Origin of the sequence: Sphingomonas cavernae, assembly GCF_003590775.1 — a bacterium.
Lineage (GTDB): Bacteria > Pseudomonadota > Alphaproteobacteria > Sphingomonadales > Sphingomonadaceae > Sphingobium_A > Sphingobium_A cavernae.
The window spans coordinates 210,985-229,419 of the sequence record NZ_QYUM01000002.1 but is presented as its reverse complement, the minus strand read 5'-3'; the positions used below and the strand labels follow the sequence as shown (position 1 = coordinate 229,419).

Annotated in this window: 18 protein-coding genes; 12 read left to right on the top strand and 6 right to left on the bottom strand. The window is 63.2% G+C overall.

Features of this window, described 5'->3' with window-relative positions; translation table 11 throughout:
- Positions 1–38: 38 nt before the first annotated feature.
- The 5 genes from D3876_RS01465 to D3876_RS01445 all read left to right on the top strand — a co-directional run bounded on the left by D3876_RS01465 (position 39) and on the right by D3876_RS01445 (position 6,448).
- Complete coding sequence (locus tag D3876_RS01465; protein WP_119759352.1) at positions 39–941, top strand: histone deacetylase family protein; 903 nt, start codon at positions 39–41, stop codon at positions 939–941.
- Between the two features lie 75 nt (positions 942–1,016).
- Positions 1,017–2,891, top strand: coding sequence for a 2-oxoacid:acceptor oxidoreductase subunit alpha (locus tag D3876_RS01460; RefSeq protein ID WP_119759351.1), 1,875 nt, complete (start codon positions 1,017–1,019; stop codon positions 2,889–2,891).
- The gene (locus tag D3876_RS01455) at positions 2,888–3,916 is read left to right on the top strand and encodes a 2-oxoacid:ferredoxin oxidoreductase subunit beta (protein ID WP_119759350.1); all 1,029 of its coding nucleotides are present in this window, start codon (positions 2,888–2,890) and stop codon (positions 3,914–3,916) included. The genes D3876_RS01460 and D3876_RS01455 overlap by 4 nt, the downstream gene beginning before the upstream one ends.
- 50 nt (positions 3,917–3,966) lie before the next feature.
- Positions 3,967–5,244 carry an SAM-dependent methyltransferase gene (locus tag D3876_RS01450; RefSeq protein ID WP_119759349.1) on the top strand — a complete coding sequence of 426 codons (1,278 nt, stop codon included), beginning with the start codon at positions 3,967–3,969 and terminating at the stop codon, positions 5,242–5,244.
- Between the two features lie 46 nt (positions 5,245–5,290).
- On the top strand, positions 5,291–6,448 hold the full coding sequence (locus D3876_RS01445) for a serine hydrolase domain-containing protein (protein ID WP_119759348.1): 1,158 nt from the start codon (positions 5,291–5,293) through the stop codon (positions 6,446–6,448).
- A gap of 12 nt (positions 6,449–6,460) precedes the next feature.
- On the opposite strand, the gene D3876_RS01440 is transcribed toward D3876_RS01445, so the two are convergent.
- From D3876_RS01440 to purF, 3 genes are all read right to left on the bottom strand, one after another.
- Positions 6,461–6,811, bottom strand: a complete 351-nt coding sequence (locus tag D3876_RS01440; RefSeq protein WP_119759347.1) for a PilZ domain-containing protein — start codon at positions 6,809–6,811, stop codon at positions 6,461–6,463.
- 68 nt (positions 6,812–6,879) lie between these two features.
- A complete protein-coding gene (locus D3876_RS01435) occupies positions 6,880–7,587 on the bottom strand; it encodes an SDR family NAD(P)-dependent oxidoreductase (RefSeq protein ID WP_119759346.1) in 708 nt (235 codons plus the stop codon).
- A gap of 5 nt (positions 7,588–7,592) precedes the next feature.
- On the bottom strand, positions 7,593–9,050 hold the full coding sequence (purF, locus tag D3876_RS01430; protein WP_119759345.1) for an amidophosphoribosyltransferase: 1,458 nt from the start codon (positions 9,048–9,050) through the stop codon (positions 7,593–7,595).
- A 131-nt stretch (positions 9,051–9,181) separates the two neighbouring features.
- Between purF and D3876_RS01425 the strand changes: the two genes are divergently transcribed.
- The 7 genes from D3876_RS01425 to D3876_RS01395 all read left to right on the top strand — a co-directional run bounded on the left by D3876_RS01425 (position 9,182) and on the right by D3876_RS01395 (position 14,746).
- Positions 9,182–9,391 (top strand): hypothetical protein, encoded by a 210-nt coding sequence (locus D3876_RS01425; RefSeq protein ID WP_119759344.1) that lies wholly within the window; start codon positions 9,182–9,184, stop codon positions 9,389–9,391.
- Positions 9,392–9,438: 47 nt separating this feature from the next.
- Positions 9,439–9,801 (top strand): phosphoribosyl-AMP cyclohydrolase, encoded by a 363-nt coding sequence (hisI, locus tag D3876_RS01420; RefSeq protein ID WP_119760885.1) that lies wholly within the window; start codon positions 9,439–9,441, stop codon positions 9,799–9,801.
- A 37-nt stretch (positions 9,802–9,838) separates the two neighbouring features.
- The gene (locus tag D3876_RS01415; protein WP_119759343.1) at positions 9,839–10,294 is read left to right on the top strand and encodes a YiiD C-terminal domain-containing protein; all 456 of its coding nucleotides are present in this window, start codon (positions 9,839–9,841) and stop codon (positions 10,292–10,294) included.
- Between the two features lie 213 nt (positions 10,295–10,507).
- Positions 10,508–10,963, top strand: a complete 456-nt coding sequence (locus tag D3876_RS01410) for a MerR family transcriptional regulator (protein ID WP_119759342.1) — start codon at positions 10,508–10,510, stop codon at positions 10,961–10,963.
- A 34-nt stretch (positions 10,964–10,997) separates the two neighbouring features.
- Complete coding sequence (locus tag D3876_RS01405) at positions 10,998–12,797, top strand: acyl-CoA dehydrogenase C-terminal domain-containing protein (protein ID WP_119759341.1); 1,800 nt, start codon at positions 10,998–11,000, stop codon at positions 12,795–12,797.
- 30 nt (positions 12,798–12,827) lie between these two features.
- On the top strand, positions 12,828–13,289 hold the full coding sequence (locus D3876_RS01400) for a PH domain-containing protein (RefSeq protein WP_119759340.1): 462 nt from the start codon (positions 12,828–12,830) through the stop codon (positions 13,287–13,289).
- Positions 13,286–14,746 (top strand): PH domain-containing protein, encoded by a 1,461-nt coding sequence (locus D3876_RS01395; RefSeq protein ID WP_119759339.1) that lies wholly within the window; start codon positions 13,286–13,288, stop codon positions 14,744–14,746. Before D3876_RS01400 ends, D3876_RS01395 begins: the two co-directional genes overlap by 4 nt.
- 2 nt (positions 14,747–14,748) lie before the next feature.
- Here D3876_RS01395 and D3876_RS01390 read toward each other — a convergent pair whose 3' ends face one another.
- From D3876_RS01390 to D3876_RS01380, 3 genes are read right to left on the bottom strand one after another with little or no spacing between them, the layout of a single operon-like run.
- The gene (locus tag D3876_RS01390) at positions 14,749–16,191 is read right to left on the bottom strand and encodes a cell wall hydrolase (RefSeq protein ID WP_238475189.1); all 1,443 of its coding nucleotides are present in this window, start codon (positions 16,189–16,191) and stop codon (positions 14,749–14,751) included.
- On the bottom strand, positions 16,139–17,059 hold the full coding sequence (gene cysK / locus D3876_RS01385) for a cysteine synthase A (RefSeq protein ID WP_119759338.1): 921 nt from the start codon (positions 17,057–17,059) through the stop codon (positions 16,139–16,141). The genes D3876_RS01390 and cysK overlap by 53 nt, the downstream gene beginning before the upstream one ends.
- Positions 17,056–18,339 (bottom strand): MFS transporter, encoded by a 1,284-nt coding sequence (locus D3876_RS01380; RefSeq protein WP_119760882.1) that lies wholly within the window; start codon positions 18,337–18,339, stop codon positions 17,056–17,058. Before D3876_RS01380 ends, cysK begins: the two co-directional genes overlap by 4 nt.
- Positions 18,340–18,435 lie beyond the last annotated feature (96 nt).

The window sequence follows — 18,435 nt, the reverse complement described above, 5'->3', positions numbered from 1 at the left end:
GCATTGGCTCTTGTGGGCCCGATGCCTAATTAGGAGCTGTGCTGCACGTCGTCCATCACCCCGATTACATGACCCCGGCGCCTGCGGGATCGCGCTTTCCGTGGGATAAATACGGGCTCGTCATGGAGGCGCTCGCGGTGAGCGGCGCGGCTTATCGCGTCCATCGACCGCAACCGATGCCGCGCCTTCATATAGAGGCCGTGCATTGTCCCGACTATGTAGCCGAGGTGGTCGAACTGCGCGTGCCGCCGGAGAAAGCGCGACGGATCGGCTTCCCCGTGAGCGAGCGTGTAGCCCTGCGCGCGCAACTGACACCGGGCGGTACATGGCTGGCTGCGAAGCTTGCGCTCACTCATGGCTATGCAGCGAACGCCGCGGGCGGAAGCCATCATGCGTTATACGATACAGGCGCTGGCTATTGCGTGTTCAACGACCTCGCAGTCGCGGCACAACGGCTGATCGGGGAGGGCGACGCACGTCGCATCCTGATCGTGGACTGCGACGTCCATCAAGGCGATGGCACCGCCGTGCTTTTGGCCACGGCCCCGGAGATCGCCACGTTCTCGATTCATGCAGAGAAGAATTTCCCGGCACGCAAGGCGCGTTCCACACTCGATGTGGGACTGCCGGACGGGACGGATGATGCCGCCTATATGGCAGCGCTGGAATATCATCTGCCCGCACTTGTCGACAGCTTCGGGCCTGATCTGATCCTCTATCAGGCGGGTGTCGACCCGCATGTCGACGACCGGCTCGGGCGGCTTTCACTCACGGATTTCGGGCTTGAAGCGCGCGATCGCTTCGTCGGAGGCGAGGCGGCGCGGCGCGGCATCCCGATCGCGAGCGCGCTCGGCGGGGGATATGGCGAAGACCGCATGGCGATCGCGCGACGGCATATGGCGGCGATGCTCTCGGTAGCGGCGGGCTATGCCGGCGGATGATGCGTTTTCTGCTTTGCCGCGGAGCCATTACGCGCCTAGCATGGTTATGGAGAGATACAGGAAGGACGATCGCTAATGGCATCTGCCGTCCACGAGGTAACCCCGGAAGAGGCATCCTCACACCCTGAACCCGAGGCTGTGGTCGTCCGCTTTGCCGGCGACAGCGGCGACGGAATGCAATTGACCGGCGGGCAGTTCACCTTGTCGACCGCGCTTGCCGGAAACGACCTGGCGACGTTCCCCGATTTCCCGGCAGAGATCCGTGCCCCGCAGGGGACGACCTTTGGTGTATCGGCCTTCCAGATCAATTTCGGATCAACCTCGATCGAGACCGCAGGCGACGCACCCGATGTGCTGATCGCGATGAATCCCGCAGCGCTCAAGATGAGCGTGGGGGTACTGAAGCCCGGCGGGCTGATCATCGCCGACGAGGGGGAGTTCTCCGCGCGAAACCTCGCCAAGGCGGGCTACGACGCCAATCCGCTCGAGGATGGTTCGCTTGCCAAATGGCAGCTCGTCCATTTCAATATCTCTCAACTCACACTCGATGCGGTGAAGCCCCTCGGCCTCGGCAACAAGGAAGCGCTGCGCTGCAAGAACATGTGGACGCTGGGGCTTGCGCTCTGGATGTTCGATCGTGACCGCAAGCCGATCGTCGATTGGCTCAATGCCAAGTTCGCCAAGGCGCCCGAGCTGGCCGAGGCGAATATCGCCGCGCTCAATGCGGGTCATGCTTACGGCGAAACCGCTGAAATCGGCGGGCCGATGAAGCAGCATCATATCGCGGCCGCGCCGGTTGAACCCGGCCTCTACCGGACGGTGACGGGCGCGGAATCGATTTCACTTGGGCTGGTGGCGGGCGCGCAGCTCGCGAGCCTGTCGATGTTCTTCGGCGGATATCCGATCACGCCGGCATCCGCGATCCTGCACCACCTTTCGCGGCTCAAGGAATATGGCGTCACGACCTTTCAGGCCGAGGACGAGATCGCCGCGATCGCGAGCGCCATTGGCGCATCCTATGCGGGCTCGCTCGGCGTCACTTCGTCATCGGGGCCGGGCATCGCGCTCAAGACCGAGGCGATAGGGCTTGCGATCATGACCGAGCTGCCGCTGGTGATCGTCAACTCGCAACGCGGCGGGCCCTCGACGGGGCTGCCGACCAAGACCGAGCAGTCGGACCTGTATCAGGCCGTCTATGGCCGTAATGGCGACGCGCCGATGCCCGTGATCGCCGCGTGCTCACCCGCCGACGCGTTCGACTGCGCCATTGAGGCAGTACGGTTGGCGGTGCAGTTCATGACGCCGGTGATGCTCCTTACGGACGGCTATATCGCCAATGCAGCCGAGCCCTGGAAGGTGCCCGACATGGCGGGTTATAAGCCCTTCCCTGTGGAATTTCTGAAAGAAGCGCCGGCGGATGGCTTCAAGCCCTATGCCCGCGACGACAAGCTCAAGCGGCCCTGGGTCAAGCCGGGCACCGATGGGCTGACGCACCGCATCGGAGGAATCGAGAAGGCGGTCGACACCGGCCATATCGACTATGCCCCCGCCAACCATCAGGCGATGACCGAAATCCGCCGCGACAAGGTGCTGGGTATCGCCAACCATGTTCCCGAACAGGAGGTTACGCTGGGCGAGGCCGAGGGCAAGCTCGTGATCGTCGGCTGGGGATCGACCTTCGGTCCAATCCATCAGGCGGTGCGCCGCCAGCGGGCCAAGGGCAAGGATGTGGCGCATATCCATATCCGCCATATCTGGCCGCTCCCAAGAAATCTTGGTGGATTACTAGGCGGTTACGAGAAGATCTTGGTGCCTGAAATGAATACCGGTCAACTCAAGACGGTGCTGCGCGACCAGTATCTGGTCGATGCACAGCCGCTCAACAAGATCAGCGGCCAGCCCTTCCGCATCGCGGAGATCGAAGCAGCGATCGAGGAGGCGCTCGCATGAACGAAATGACCAAGATCGGCACCGCCAAGGACTGGGAGAGCGACCAGGAAGTACGCTGGTGCCCCGGCTGCGGCGATTATGCGATATTGAAGGCGGTGCAGCGTACGATGCCCGAGCTTGGCGTTCGGCCGGAGGACACCGTGTTCATATCGGGCATCGGGTGTTCCTCGCGTTTCCCCTATTATATGGAAACCTACGGCTTCCATACGATTCACGGCCGCGCGCCGGCGATCGCGACCGGCGTCAAGCTCGCCAATCCCGATCTCGATGTGTGGATCATCACCGGAGACGGCGACGCGCTGTCGATCGGCGGAAACCACACGATGCATTTGCTGCGTCGCAATCTCGACTGCCAGATCCTGCTGTTCAACAACGAGATCTACGGGCTGACAAAGGGGCAATATTCGCCGACCTCGCGGATCGGAACGCGGAGCCCATCGACACCCTTCGGGTCGGTTGACCGACCGGCGAGCCCCTGTGCCTTCGCGCTGGGATCAGGTGCACGCTTTGTGGCGCGCGGGATCGATGTGAACAAGAAGCTGCCCGAGGTTCTCAAGGCAGCACACGCGCACAAAGGGGCCGCGTTCATCGAGATTTTCCAGAACTGCATCGTCTACAACGACGATGTGTTTGCGCCGTTCACCGACAAGGCGAATGCGGCCGAAGGACAGCTTTGGCTCGAGCACGGCCAACCGATGCTGTTCGCGGGCGGCAGCAAGGGGCTGCGGCTCAATCTCGACCACCTGCACCTTGAAATTGTCGACGTCGTCGACGGCGACTGGCAGAGCGTGGGTGTACAGATCCATGACATCGCCAATCGTTCGGTCGCGCATATGCTCGTCGAATTGCCCTTCGGGGCATTTCCGATGGCGCTTGGTGTGCTCTACGAAGATCCCCGCCCGAGCTTCGAGCAGGCCGTGATCGCGCAGAATCGACAGATAGCCGAAGGCAAGATCCCCGACCTCCAGAAGCTGGTCGCCAAGGGGCAGACCTGGCAGGTGGAAAAGCAGCCGCGCGTCGAATAAGCGCGCGCCACCATTGCGCAAAGCTTCCGCTTGCGTAAGGATCGCCTCCGATGAACGTGCAACTGCCTGAAGGTCGGCATCAATTCGCCCGGGCCGCGGGCGCCAAGGCGCTCGGCAGCGGCTGGCTGGCGAGCGTGTATGCGCGCGGCTTTCACCATCTGCTCGATCGGATCGATGCCGGGCTCGACGAAGGCGCGATCGAGGCGAGGTTGCCCGACGGATCGCGGCGCGTGCTGGGCGGCAGGGGCGCCGGGCCGACCGCCGAGGTGGATCTGCGAAGCTGGACTGCGCTGTTAAGGCTCGCGCGCTCGGGATCGGTCGGCTGGTATGACGCCTGGGTGCGGGGCGAATGGCGCAGCTCGGATCCTGTGCCGCTATTCGACCTGTTCATGCGCAACCGGGCGGGGCTCGGCAATTCCGGACGGGCCAGCGGTGTATTCCGCGCGCTCGTCAAGCTGCAGCATTGGCTCCGGCGCAACAGCCGTGCGGGCGCGCGGCGCAATATCGAGTTCCACTACGACCTCGGCAATGATTTCTACGCGCTCTGGCTCGATGCGAGCATGACCTATTCCAGCGCGCTCTTTGCCGAACCGATCGCGGCAGTGGAGTCGCTCGAAAAGGCGCAGGCGCGCAAGATCGAGACCTTGTTGGGTCGGCTGGGGCTCAAGCGTGGTGACAGCCTGATCGAAATCGGATCGGGCTGGGGCGGGCTTGCCGAGGCCGCGGCGCGCGATCACGGCGCATCGGTCACGGGCATCACGCTGTCGCCCAGTCAGAAGCTTTATGCCGAGCAGCGCTTGGCCGCGGCGGGGCTGGACGGCCGCGTGCGCTTCGAACTCGTCGATTACCGCGATGCGACGGGGCAATATGATGCGCTCGCCAGTGTCGAGATGGTCGAGGCGGTCGGCCAGGAATATTGGGAGGATTATCTAGCGGCGATCCACCGGTTGCTCAAGCCGGGCGGGCGCGCTGCCATCCAGTATATCCTCATCGCCGACGACATTTTTGAAGGCTATGCGGCGAGCGCCGATTTCATCCAAACCTACATCTTTCCGGGCGGCATGCTGCTTTCAGAAAGTCGTTTTCGCGCGATTGCCGAGCGATTGGGGCTCGAATGGCGCGACCGCGAAAGTTTCGGACTCGATTATGCCGAGACGCTCCGGCGCTGGCGCCAAAACTTCGACGCGGCGGTGACCGACGGGAGGCTGCCGAGTGAGTTCGACGAGCACTTCGTCAATCTGTGGCGCTATTACCTGATGTATTGCGAGGGCGGCTTTCGCGGGCAGGGGATCGACGTGGCGCAAGTCACGCTTGTAAAGCCAAGGTAAGAACAGGGGAAACAGTTTGAAACTGAAGGGAATATTCACGTGGGCAATGCCCGCGATTCTGCTCGCGGGCTGCGCGGCGGCACCCGTTACGGTCACGGCTGACAATGCCGACCAGTTGCGCGATGCAGGTGCCGAGATCCTGTTCTGGAGCCAAGCCCAGCGCGACGCCAATTTTCCACGGATGGAAAAACTGTTCCCCGGCCATGTCGCCAGGGCAGCGGCAAGGCCGTACCCGCTGGGCAAGGGCAAGCCCTTCGATCTTGGCGTCGGCGATCCTATTGGCGCGCACATGACAGCGCACAATGTCGCGGGCCTGCTGGTACTTCAGGACAGCAAGATAAGGCTTGAACGCTATGCGCGCGGCTATTCCGCGCAGGGGCGCTACACGTCATTTTCTGTCGCCAAATCGCTGACCTCGACGCTGGTCGGCGCGGCGATCACCGACGGTTACATCAAGTCGGTCGACGATCCGTTGACGCGCTACATCCCCGAACTTGCCGGCAGCGCCTATGAAGGCGTGAGCGTGAAGCAGTTGCTCACCATGACCTCGGGGGTCCGATGGAATGAGGACTACACGGATCCGGCGTCGGACGTCGCGTCGATGTACAGGGATCCGCCGCAGCCCGGCGTCGACCAGACCATCGCCTATCTGAAGAAACTGCCGCGCGAAGCCGAGCCGGGCTCCAAATGGGTCTACAAGACGGGCGAGACGAACCTGATCGGCGTGCTTGTGACCAAGGCGACGGGCAAGACCCTAGCGGAATATGCCGGGGAGAAGATCTGGGAACCCTTCAGCATGGAACGCGACCTGTTCTGGATGGTCGATGCGGGCGGGCAGGATATTGGCGGATGCTGCCTATCGGCGAGCCTGCACGACTATGCGCGGATCGGACAGTTCGTGCTCAATGACGGCGTGATCAACGGCAAGCGCATCGTGCCCGAAGGCTGGTTCGCCGCCGCTACAAGCACGCAGGCGCAAACCGGACGTCCAGGCACGGGCTATGGCTATCAGTGGTGGACCAATGCCGACGGCACCTTTCAGGCGCAGGGCATTTTCGGTCAGATGATCTATATCGATCGGGCGCGCAGGCTGGTGATCGTGCTGTCGGGCGCATGGCCCAAGGCCACCGATCAGCAATTAGGCGCAGAACGCATGGCATTTGTGAAACGGATCAGTGCCGCGCTTGATGCGGCGCCGCAATAGCCCGAGCCAGCCTCAGCCCATCGGGGGCTGGGGCATCCGATAGCGCGAGACAACCAGGTCCAGCACGGCCTGGTTGAGCAGCCGCGCAAAGGCGCAGCCGACCATCGATCCGTTGTTCCAGACCACCTCGGCCTGAAGCCCGCTCAGTCCAGGCAGCGTCAGCCAGCACAGCATGCCGGGCTTGATCCCCGTCACAGCCTGGCACGCGAATCCCGCAAGCGACAGGTCGGTCACCACGACCGAAAAGCCGCTTGAGCCCGACGGCCTGAGCGTTGCCGGGATGGCGACCGATGCGCGCGGCGCGCAACGATCCTCCTGCGCCACGATCTGATAGCGGGACGTCGTTTCCGTCGATGAGGTCATCGTGAACTTCCTTGCTTAACGGAAAGCCCCGATCATCCTCCTCATTCCTTGGAATCCGATTGAAGGATTTAGTTAACGCGTTCGCGGTGTCCGGTTTCGAAGCCCTCTGCCGCGAGTGCGGCGATCCGCGCGGCGACGATCTCGGGCCCTTTCAAGGTCGAAGGATCCTCGCCGGGAAATGCCTTTGCGCGCATCTTGGTCGCGGTGGCGCCCGGATCGAGGATCGCGGTGCGCACCGCCGAGATATTCTTCACTTCTTCGCCATAGGCGAGGACCAGCGCTTCAAACGCGGCCTTCGACGCACCATACGCACCCCAATAGGCGCGGGGGGTCTCAGCGACGCTGGACGTCAGCGCGACAACCCGGCCTGCCGCGCTCTTGCGCAGCATCGGATCGAAGGCGGTAATGAGCGCCTGCTGCGCGAGCACATTGGTCGCGAGCAGCGTGTTGAATTCCTTGGCGTCGATCGTGGTGACGGGGGAGAGCGTGCCGAGCATCGCGGCATTGAGCACAAGGATATCCAGCGCGTCCCAACGGCCTGAGATCGCCGCCGCAAGCCGGGCGATGCTGTCGCCCTCGATCAGGTCGAGCGGCGCGATCGTCGCCTGACCGCCCGCCTGATGGATCTGCTCCTCGACTTCCTCGAGCCCGCCTGCCGTGCGCGCGGTCAGGATGACGTGCGCCCCGGCCGCACCAAGCGCCGCCGCCGTCGCCGCACCGATCCCGCGGCTCGCGCCCGTCACCAGGGCGAGTTTTCCTTCCAATGATGCAGTCATTGTTGTCAGTTTACCCGTTCGGCAAGGAGCTGAAACTGATCCTCGACAGCCAGATCGTCATGATCGGTCAGCGTCGTCGGATAGTCGCCAGTGAAGCAGGCGTCGCAATATTGTGGGCGGATGTCCTGACGGCGTTCCTCGCCCAACGCCTTGTAGAGCCCGTCGATCGAAACGAACGCAAGGCTGTCGGCATGGATGAACTCGCGCATCTCCTCGACCTGCATTCGTGCGGCGAGAAGCTTCGCGCGCTCTGGCGTGTCGACGCCGTAGAAGCAGCTATGCCGTGTTGGCGGGCTTGCGATGCGCATATGCACCTCGGCGGCTCCCGCCTCGCGCATCATCTGCACGATCTTGAGGCTGGTGGTGCCGCGCACGATCGAATCGTCGATCAGCACGACGCGCTTGCCCGCGATAAGCGCGCGGTTGGCGTTGTGCTTGAGCTTCACACCGAGGTGACGAACCTTGTCCCCCGGCTGGATGAAGGTGCGGCCGACATAGTGCGAGCGGATGATGCCGAGCTCGAAGGGAATGCCCGATTCCTGCGCATACCCGATCGCGGCAGGAACGCCCGAGTCAGGCACCGGAATGACGAGATCGACCTCGACAGGGGCTTCGATCGCGAGCTGCGCGCCGATGGCCTTGCGGACCGAATAGACCGACGATCCGTCGACGATCGAATCGGGACGCGAGAAATAGACATGCTCGAAGATGCACGGGCGCTTGGCGACATTGTCGAAGGGGTGGATCGACTGGGTCTGGCCCTCGCGGACGATGACGATCTCGCCCGGCTCGATGCTGCGGATGAATTCGGCGCCGACAACGTCGAGCGCCACGGTTTCTGAAGCGAAGATGATCGCGTCGTCGAGCTTGCCCATCACCAGCGGTCGGATGCCCAGCGGATCGCGGCAGGCGATCATGCCCTCCGGGGTCATGCAGATCAGCGCATAGGCGCCCTCGACCTGCTTCAGCGCGTCGATGAACTTGTCGAGCAGCGTCCGGTAGGCGGAGGTCGCGACGAGATGGATGATCGTCTCGGTGTCCGAGGTCGATTGAAAGATCGAGCCACGGCGCACGAGATCGCGGCGCAGCTTCATCGCGTTGGAGATGTTGCCGTTGTGCGCGATCGCAAAGCCGCCCGATGCGAGATCAGCGAAGAGCGGCTGGACGTTGCGGAGCGCGGTTTCGCCCGTAGTCGAGTAGCGGACATGGCCACAGGCGACCATGCCTGGAAGTCCACGGATGACCTCATCGCGGTCGAAATTGCCCGCGACATGGCCCATTGCGCGGTGCGTATGGAAATGATCGCCATCGAAGCTGGTGATGCCGGCAGCCTCCTGGCCGCGGTGCTGCAGCGCGTGGAGACCCAGCGCCACCAAAGCAGAGGCGGTATCGGCACCAGTAATGCCGAAAATTCCGCACTCTTCGCGCAGCTTGTCGTCGTCAAACGGATGTGTGGTGAGCATGTGATTCGCCTGTCGCTCGGGAGCGTTCGGGGCGCATATAGGGTCAGTCATCGCCTTTGTCGCCCTTTTGTAACAAAATTACCGGGAGCCCTCGCAGGCCTCATGCGTTTGAACGTGTCAGGAGAGATAGCATGGCGCGCAAGGATGGACCACCGATCAGCGAGGATATGCTGTTCGAGGCGCTACTCAAACAGGGCTGTTCTGCCGAAAAGGCAGCGCGGATCGCGCATGCGCATGAGCCGCTGCCGGATCGGGACGAGAATGTGCCGGGCATGTCTGGTATCATTGCGTGCAGAGCGGCGGCCAAGGAAGACATGGTCGATGCATTGCGCAAGGGTTGAGGCGCAAGGGTTGAGGCGGGAGCCATGTGCGGGCTATGCGCTTTGACATGGCAGATTTTCGCGAAACCGGCACCGTCCTGAACCCCAAATATGACGCAAATGGGCTGATCACCGCGGTCGTCACCGCTGCGGATGACGGCACCGTGTTGATGCTCGCGCACATGAATGACGAGGCCCTTGCAAAGACTATCGAAACGGGGATCGCGCATTTCTGGTCGCGCAGCCGCCAGTCGCTGTGGATGAAGGGCGAGACATCAGGCAATGTGCTGCGCGTGAAGGAGATGCGCGTCGACTGCGACCAGGACGCGATCTGGGTGATCGCGGCGGCGGCAGGACCCGCATGCCATACTGGCGAGCGGAGCTGCTTCTATCGACGGGTCGCCGACGACGGGCTTGAGCGCGTCGAGTAAGCGCGCTTGCGTCGCTGGCCATTTGAGGCGGCGGAGAATGGATAGAGAACGTAGTTTGGAAATCTATTTGCACCGCCAAATTCCCTTGTCGGCGGCGATGAAGGCGTCCGTGCAATCAGTGACGAAAGAATCCGTCATTCTTTCGGCGCCGCTCGAGCCAAATATCAACCATAAGAGCACCGTGTTTGGCGGCAGCGCCTCTGCTCTTGGAATCCTGGCTGCCTGGTCGATCCTTCACCTGCGGCTCGTGGATGAGGGATATCATTGCGAAGTCGTCATTCAGTCCAATCAAATGGAATATGACCACCCTATCAGCGGGGCGTTTACCGCGACGTCATCTCTGTCCGACGCTTCGGTTTGGCCGAAATTCCTGAAAATTCTGACGCGGAAAAAACGCGCACGCATCGAAGTCCAGTCGATATTGACCTTTGAAGGCGCCACCGTCGGCAAATTAGAAGGGAAGTTTGTAGCCTTTCTTCGAGATGGATCGTAGTCGGAGGAAGCTCTGACAACGGCCTGGATACGCTGCAAGCGCCATGTCCTTTGAGGGAATTTACGCGTGATCGGCGGTTGACGGAAGAACGGAGATCCCGGTTTTCGATGGGATGACGGGGCGGTCCTGGCCAATCCGATATTGGGACTGCTCGATGGCAACCACTCACCGCGCCTATTGACGTTAACGTGAACGTCAAATAGGCTTCGCTTCATGGCTTATAAATCGACTCATGCAACGCTGGATATGCCGGACGTTCGCGACCGCCATATCTACAGCATTTCCGATCTTTCCGAAGAGTTCGGCGTCACGGCGCGGGCGCTTCGTTTCTATGAGGACGAGGGGCTGATCGCGCCGATGCGGCGCGGTATGACGCGCATCTATACCAAGCGCGATCGTGCGCGGCTGGCCTGGATCCTGCGCGCCAAGCGCGTGGGCTTCAGCCTCGGCGAAATCCGCGAGATGATCGACCTCTACGATGTGGGTGACGGCCGTCACGTGCAGCGGCGTGTCACGATCGAGAAATGCAACGATCGTATAGAGCTGCTCAAGCAGCAGCGCGTCGATATCGATGCGCAGATCGACGAGTTGACGCGCTTCGTCGCCATGGTCGAGCAGGCGGAGGCCCATGCCGACGCCGAACCAGCAGCGAAGGCCGCCAAGGCCTGAATGGCCGACATTATTTCCGGACCGGAGACACAGAATGCCCATCTATAACGCGCCCGTGCGCGATACCCGTTTCATTCTCGACGAGGTGATCGGGCTCGACCGCTATTCCAACCTGCCGGGTTTCGAGAATGCGACGCCCGACACCGTTGAGGCGGTGTTGAGCGAGGGCGGCAAGTTCGTGTCCGAGGTGCTGTTCCCGCTCAACCAGTCGGGCGATCACGAAGGTTGCACGCGCCACGCCGACGGTTCGGTGACGACGCCCAAGGGGTTCAAGCAAGCCTATGACCAGTTCATCGAGGCAGGATGGACCACGCTTTCGGCGCCCGAGGAATTCGGCGGGCAGAACCTGCCGCACGTGATCTCCACCGCGTTCGAGGAATATCTGATCAGCGCGAACATGGCCTTCGCCATGTATCAGGGGCTGACGATGGGCGCGGTCGCCGCGATCCTTGCCAAGGGCTCGCAAGAGCAAAAGGAAAAATACGCGCCCAGGATGATCGCGGGCACATGGGGCGGGACGATGAACCTGACCGAGCCCCATGCGGGCACCGATCTGGGCATGATCCGCACCAAGGCAGAGCCGCAGGCCGACGGCAGCTACAAGGTGACGGGCACCAAGATCTTCATCTCATCGGGCGAGCATGACCTGACCGAGAACATCATCCACCTCGTCCTGGCCAAGACGCCCACCGCGCCCGACAATGTGAAGGGCATCTCGCTGTTCATCGTGCCCAAATTCCTCGTCAATGACGACGGGAGCCTCGGCGAGCGCAACGCCGTCACCTGCGGTTCGATCGAGGAGAAGATGGGCATCCACGGCAATTCGACCTGCGTCATGAACTATGACGGCGCGACCGGCTGGATGGTCGGCGAGGAGAACAAGGGCCTTGCCGCGATGTTCATCATGATGAATGCGGCGCGGCTTGGCGTTGGCCTCCAGGGACTGTCGCAGGGCGAGATCGCGTTCCAGAACGCAGTCCAGTACGCCAAGGATCGGCGGCAGGGCAGGGCGCTGACCGGCCCCGCGGACCCCGATCAGAAGGCGGATACGCTGTTCGTCCACCCCGATGTCCGCCGCATGCTGATGGAGAGCAAGGCGCTGACCGAGGGGCTGCGCGCGCTATGCCTCTGGGGTGCGTTGCAGGTGGATCTGGTCCACAAGGCACAGACCGAGGAAGAGCGGCAGATGGCCGACGACCTGATCTCGCTGCTGACCCCGGTCATCAAGGGCTATGGCACCGACAAGGGCTATGAGATCGCGACCAACAGCCAGCAAGTCTATGGCGGCCATGGCTATATTCGCGAATGGGGCATGGAACAGTATGTTCGCGATGCCCGCATCTCGATGATCTATGAGGGCACCAACGGCGTGCAGGCGATGGATCTCGTCGGCCGCAAGCTCGCATTGAACGGTGGCCGCGCGGTACAGGCTTTCTTTGCGCTCGTTGGCCAGGAGATCGCTGTCGCCAAAGACAACGACAAGCTCAGTGATTTCGCGGAAAGGCTCGAAAAGGCCAATGGCGAACTGCAAGCCGCGACGATGTGGCTGATGCAGAATGCGATGGCCAATCCCAATAACGCGGGCGCCGCCGCCGTTCCCTATATGAACATCATGGGGATCGTCGCGCTGGGTCTGATGTGGCTGCGGATGGCGACCGCCGCCGCTGCCGCGCTCGATGCGGGCACTGGCGACGCCAAATTCTACGAGGCCAAGCTGATCACCGCGCGCTTTTTTGCGGAACGGATCATGCCCGATGCGGGCGCGCTCCGCCGCAAGATCGAGGGTGGTGCTGAGTCGCTGATGGCGCTTGAACCCGAGCTGTTCGCCGCCTAACCCCTTACCCCTGACGACAGGGGAGGCGGGATGACCGGACTTGAACCCGGCCAGCTATGGGTGATGCGGATCCACGCCGCGATCGTTGGTGCGGTGGTGCTGACGGTAGCGGCGGGCGCGAACGCAGTGCTGGCGGTGGCGCTTCCTGTGCCGATGGGAGCGATCGTCGCTCCCGTCGCGCTGCTTCTGGTTTATCCGGTGCTGTTCGGCCCTACGCGGCGTTTCGCCGCCTGGCGCTACGGCGCCGATGATCAGGAACTGCGCATCCGGCATGGCGTAGTCATTCAGGTGCAGACCGTCGTGCCCTTCGGCCGCGTACAGCATATCGACGTATCGCAAGGCCCGATCGAGCGCGCCTTCGGGGTCGCGCGGCTGGTACTGCATACCGCTGGAACCGCAAATAGTCAGGTCGTGTTGCCGGGGCTGTCGCGGGCCACTGCAGAGACGCTGCGTGACGAGATTCGGGTGCATATTCGGCAGGATCTGATGTGAACGAGGCTACGGTCGCCGATCGGCGTCTTCATCCGCTGTCGATCGGCCTTCGCTATCTGAAGAACCTGCCCTCCACGCTGCTCGGCTTGCCCGCGCTCGTCACCTTTCTGAACGATCAGGGCATCGAGTATTTTTTCGTGATGGTCATGGTCTTTGGCGTGGCCGTGCTGCTCATCAACTGGATCGTCTGGAGCCGCTTCCAATATGGCGTGGGCGCGCACGAGATTGTAATCGAAAGCGGCGTGATCAGCCGCAATCGCCGCAGCATCCCGTTCGAGCGCATTCAGGATGTCGACATTGAACGCGGGCCGCTCGAGCGACTGCTCGGGCTTGCCAAGGTGCGGATCGAGACGGGTGGGGCGGGCGGCGACGAAGGCCTGCTGGACAGCCTGAGCCTTGCCGAGGCCGATCGGTTGCGCGCCGCACTGCGTGCGGGCAGGGCGCGCGACCAGGGCGCTCCCGGCCAACCGGACGAAACGGCGACTGCGCCGGTACTGTTCGCGATGGCGGTTCCGCGCGTGCTGCTTTCGGGGCTGTTCAACTTTTCGCTGCTCTATCTGGCGGGCGTGTTCGCGTTGCTTCAGACCTTTGAACAATTCCTGCCCTTTCGCCTCGAAGATTGGGGGCAGTGGATCGGCTTTGCCGAGGATCGGCTGGACGGGCGCTTCACCCCCGCAACGATCGCGGCGGTGCTGCTGCTTGCGCTGCTGCTTGGCGTGGTGACCGGCGTCGCGCGGACGCTGGCGCGAGACTATGGCTTTCGATTGGCCGAGGAGCCCGCAGGACTGCGACGCGATCGCGGGCTTTTCACGCGCACCGAGATCGTCATTCCCAAAAGGCGCATCCAGCTCGCGCTGATCCGGCGTGGCGCAATGAAACGTTTGTTTGGCCTTGGCGAGTTGCTGTTCCAGACGCTCAGCGCCGATCGTGAAGGTGGTGGCAAACAAAGCGTCGCGCCGCTTGCGTATGAGGCGGAGATGCTGCCGATCCTGGACGCTGCGAACCGGATGCGACTGCCCGACAAAGCCGTGCTCCTGCAGGTTTCGCGCAGCCATGTGCTCAAGGCGATCGCAAGCCACACGCTCGTGCCACTGCTCGTCATCGCGGCTGCGGCCGTCATGTTCCCCGCTGCGGTGCTCGGTCTGGCGCTCGTGCCGCTGCTGATTCTCGCGGCGATAGTCGAGCGTCGCGCTCACCGCTTCGCGCTGGTTGACGACACGCTCTATGTCCAGCGCGGCTGGTGGGATCAAAAGCTCTGGATCGTGCCGATAAGGCAAGCGCACACCCTGACGCTGCTGCGCTCTCCCATTCAGCGCCTGCTGGGGCTGTCGACGTTGCTTGTCGATACCGCGGGAGCCTCATCGCTCAGCGATCCGCGGATCGTCGATCTGAGCAGCGAAACTGCGACGCGACTGGCGGACGCTCTGGCTGAAAAGCTGCGTCGCCCTGCCGCCTGAGTTCAGCGCGTCGGCTCGGTCTTGTCTTCGGATGGTGCGGCGCCGATTGCGGCGGCAGGCACGGAGGTTTCGTTGGCCGGCGCTGGTGCTTGTGCGACCTTTTGGCCAGACGCTATGGGCTGCAGCGTGACCTGAACGCGCGCCTTCATGCATTCGCCGGCATCGGCGCGCTTGAACTCTGCGCAATTCCAGAGCGGCTTCGCGAATTGTTCGCTGCGATTGCGGAGATAGCTGAACGACATGCCGCGCAACAGCGAATCGGGCACCGGGAAGCGTCCCGGCGTCATCGCCGCATTGGTCCAGCCCATCACCTTGCAATAGTTGCGGCTGCCGCACAGCGTCAGCGCGACCGCGGCAAAGGCATCGGAAGACGATTTGCGATCGAGCAGGACGATGAAGCTGTCCCCGTCGCTGACGACGTGCTTGTTGGCCTTCGCGATTGTGGCCGGATCGAAGCGCTGGAGGAACATAGTTTCCGCGTTGTCGCGCTCCGGGAACGGCAGACCCGCGAGCGCAACGTCGACGATTTCGGGCGGCAGGCCCGAGCGGTGCGTGTCGGAAAGGCGCGCGAGCTGCATGATCGCGGGCTCTCCACCGGCGAGCCCGCCGCGAAAGGCCGCAGGGGTGCCCCACCAGCCGGTCCAGCGGAAAAACAGGTGGGTGTCGACCGCGGCGATCTTGTCGAGGCTCGCGCTCCAGTAAGGCACGACCCAGTTGGTATGATAATGCGTGGCGAGGCCCACTGGCTTGTAGACGCTTCCCGACAGCGCGTCCGTCGCGATCTTGCGCGCGCGGCCCCATGCCTCGGGCGACGGTGAACGCGCCATCGCGCCATCGCAGGTGAAGGTGAACTGGCAGCCCGTCGCGCGCTCCGCCCCCTGGTAGACGACGCCGCACACCGTCTTTGGAAAGGCAGGATGGCGCAGCCGGTTCACGACCACCTGGGCTACGGCTCGTTGGCCCTTGGCATCGTCGCCCGCCTCATAATAGCCGGCCGAGGCGAGGCAATCGATCGCGCGCGCGCGATCGGCGTCGGACCCCGAATAGCGAAATGGCCGTGCGGCCGGGTTGGGCGCCGTCGAGAAAGGAACCTTCGCGTTGATCGCGACGGCCTCTTCGGGAGGGAGTTCGCGCAACTGCAAGGGTTCAACGGGCGGCGGGGCGGGAACATTCGCGGGGATTGGCGCAGGCACATCGGCCGGCGTCGCTGGATACTCCGAACGCATCCCGGTAACCAGCCAACCCGCCGTGACGATGCCGACCGCGAAGGTGGCAGCCAGCGTTGCGGCCAGCAGCCGACGCGCCGGCGAAACCTCCTCATGGGCGTCGGTGACCGAACCGTCGTCGCCGGGGAGGGCGAATTGCGGCAGGGCGGGCTGGTTATCCGTCGCTTCAGCTCTCCGGCAGAAAATCGGGAACCGAGAGATAGCGCTCTCCGGTATCATAGTTGAAGCCGAGAATACGGCTATTAGCCGGAAGTTCCTTCAGCTTCTGCGCAATTGCGGCGAGTGTTGCACCAGATGAGATACCCACCAGCATGCCTTCCTCGCGCGCGGCGCGGCGCGCCATTTCCTTGGCCTCGGCGGGATCGACCTGAATCACGCCGTCGATCGCCTGGGTGTGAAGGTTCGCGGGGATAAAGCCCGCGCCGATTCCCTGGATCGGGTGCGGGCCGGGCTGGCCACCCGAAATGACGGGCGAAAGCGTGGGTTCGACCGCATAGACCTTTAGGTTCGGCCAAGCCTTTTTCAGCACCTCGGCGCAGCCCGTGATGTGGCCGCCAGTGCCGACGCCGGTGATGAGCGCGTCGAGCGGGCTGTCCTTGAAATCGGCGAGAATTTCCTGAGCAGTTGTCTTCACATGCACGTCGATGTTCGCAGGGTTTTCGAACTGTTGCGGCATCCACGAGTTGGGCGTTGCGGCGATCAGCTCGGTCGCGCGCTCGATCGCGCCCTTCATGCCCTTTTCCTTGGGCGTCAGGTCGAAGGTTGCGCCATAGGCGAGCATCAGCCGGCGGCGTTCCAATGACATGCTTTCGGGCATGACGAGGATCAGCTTGTAGCCCTTGACCGCCGCGACCATCGCGAGGCCGACGCCAGTATTGCCCGAGGTTGGCTCGATGATGACGCCACCGGGCTTGAGGTCCCCCGAGGCTTCGGCCGCCTCGATCATCGACAGTGCGATGCGATCCTTGATCGACCCGCCCGGATTGGCGCGCTCGGACTTGATCCAGACCTCGGCGCCATTGAACAGGCGGCTTACGCGGACATGCGGGGTGTTGCCGATGGTCTCCAGGATTGATCCGGCTTTCATGTCGCTTTCTCCTTAAGTGGGATGTCTTCGATCATCTTTGGCGGGTCAAAGGTCCGCGCGGCGCGCAGTTCGGGGAACCAGCGCGCCCAGAGACCCGCCACCAATATGGCACCGATTCCGCCCGCGGCAACCGCGGCGGTGGGGCCGATCACCGCGGCGAGGAAACCCGCGCGCGCTTCGCCGAGCTCGTTCGAGCCCGAAATGAACAAGGTTGACACCGCGCCGACGCGCCCGCGCATCGCGTCGGGCGTGTAGAGCTGGATCAGCGACTGGCGGACATAGACCGAAAGCATGTCGGCACCACCCAGCAACACGAGCATCGCGAGCGACAGCGGCAGGCTGCGCGACACGCCGAACACCGCGGTCGCAGCACCGAAGATCGCGACGCCGACGAGCAGCTTGATCCCGACATTTTCGCGCAAGGGGCGCCAGGCGAACCACAGCGCCATCGCGACCGCACCGACCGCGGGCGCCGCGCGAAGCTGTCCCAGCCCGTCGGCGCCGACGTGGAGAATGTCGCGCGCATAAATGGGCAGCACCGCGGTGACGCCCGCGAGCAGCACCGCGAACAGATCGAGCGAGATCGCGCCAAGGACGAGGCGGTTCTGGCGGACGTAGCGCAACCCGTCCTTCATCTGTTCCCAAGGGTGCGCGGGGCCGGTGATCGCGCTGCGCGCGACGGGGCGGATCAGCATCAGCGCGAAGAACGCGAACACGAAAAGTCCCGCGCTGAACGCATAGGGGATGACGGGATCTGCGTCGTAGAGGATGCCGCCGATTGCCGGGCCAAGCACCGATCCCGTCTGCCAAGCGATCGAGCTCAGCGCGATCGCGGTGGGCAACGCTGCGATGGGCACGAGATTGGGCGCAAGCGCCTGGAGCGCGGGGCTGGCAAAGGCGCGCGCGACGCCGAGCAGCGCGGCTACCGCGAACAGCGCGGGCAGCGTGATCTCTCCCGTCCAGGTGAGCAGTCCGAGTGCGATCGCGCATCCTGCTTCGAGCGCGATCGAGCCGCGCGCGATCCATCGCCGATCCACCCTGTCAGCGATCCAACCGACGACGAGCGTCAGCAGGAGCAGCGGCAGAAATTGGGCAAGGCCGATCAGTCCGAGCTGGAATGCCGCTTCCTTGGGCGTCATGCCCAGATCGGTCCGCGCAATGTCGTAAACCTGCCAGCCGATCACGATGACCATCGCCATCTGCGCGAGCGTGGATGTGAGCCGCGCCGCGAAGTAACAGGTGAAGTCACGAAACGCGAAAGGATGCGGCGGCTTTTCCATCGCGCTCTCTATGCCTGCAATGCGCGGCAGTTCAAGCGCAGCAAAACTATGCGTTGGAAAACCGGTCATGTCGTTCGTCGAAAACGGGCTGGTCTG

Bases quoted from the DNA above. Each gene is read 5' to 3' on its own strand.
- D3876_RS01435 (WP_119759346.1), bottom strand. From the start codon at position 7,587: ATGACTGCATCATTGGAAGGAAAACTCGCCCTGGTGACGGGCGCGAGC.
- D3876_RS01455 (WP_119759350.1), top strand. From the start codon at position 2,888: ATGAACGAAATGACCAAGATCGGCACCGCCAAGGACTGGGAGAGCGAC.
- D3876_RS01450 (WP_119759349.1), top strand. From the start codon at position 3,967: ATGAACGTGCAACTGCCTGAAGGTCGGCATCAATTCGCCCGGGCCGCG.
- D3876_RS01380 (WP_119760882.1), bottom strand. From the start codon at position 18,339: ATGGAAAAGCCGCCGCATCCTTTCGCGTTTCGTGACTTCACCTGTTAC.
- D3876_RS01390 (WP_238475189.1), bottom strand. From the start codon at position 16,191: ATGATACCGGAGAGCGCTATCTCTCGGTTCCCGATTTTCTGCCGGAGA.
- D3876_RS01400 (WP_119759340.1), top strand. From the start codon at position 12,828: ATGACCGGACTTGAACCCGGCCAGCTATGGGTGATGCGGATCCACGCC.
- purF (WP_119759345.1), bottom strand. From the start codon at position 9,050: ATGCTCACCACACATCCGTTTGACGACGACAAGCTGCGCGAAGAGTGC.
- D3876_RS01460 (WP_119759351.1), top strand. From the start codon at position 1,017: ATGGCATCTGCCGTCCACGAGGTAACCCCGGAAGAGGCATCCTCACAC.
- D3876_RS01405 (WP_119759341.1), top strand. From the start codon at position 10,998: ATGCCCATCTATAACGCGCCCGTGCGCGATACCCGTTTCATTCTCGAC.
- D3876_RS01445 (WP_119759348.1), top strand. From the start codon at position 5,291: ATGCCCGCGATTCTGCTCGCGGGCTGCGCGGCGGCACCCGTTACGGTC.
- D3876_RS01425 (WP_119759344.1), top strand. From the start codon at position 9,182: ATGGCGCGCAAGGATGGACCACCGATCAGCGAGGATATGCTGTTCGAG.
- cysK (WP_119759338.1), bottom strand. From the start codon at position 17,059: ATGAAAGCCGGATCAATCCTGGAGACCATCGGCAACACCCCGCATGTC.
- D3876_RS01440 (WP_119759347.1), bottom strand. From the start codon at position 6,811: ATGACCTCATCGACGGAAACGACGTCCCGCTATCAGATCGTGGCGCAG.
- hisI (WP_119760885.1), top strand. From the start codon at position 9,439: ATGGCAGATTTTCGCGAAACCGGCACCGTCCTGAACCCCAAATATGAC.
- D3876_RS01415 (WP_119759343.1), top strand. From the start codon at position 9,839: ATGGATAGAGAACGTAGTTTGGAAATCTATTTGCACCGCCAAATTCCC.
- D3876_RS01410 (WP_119759342.1), top strand. From the start codon at position 10,508: ATGGCTTATAAATCGACTCATGCAACGCTGGATATGCCGGACGTTCGC.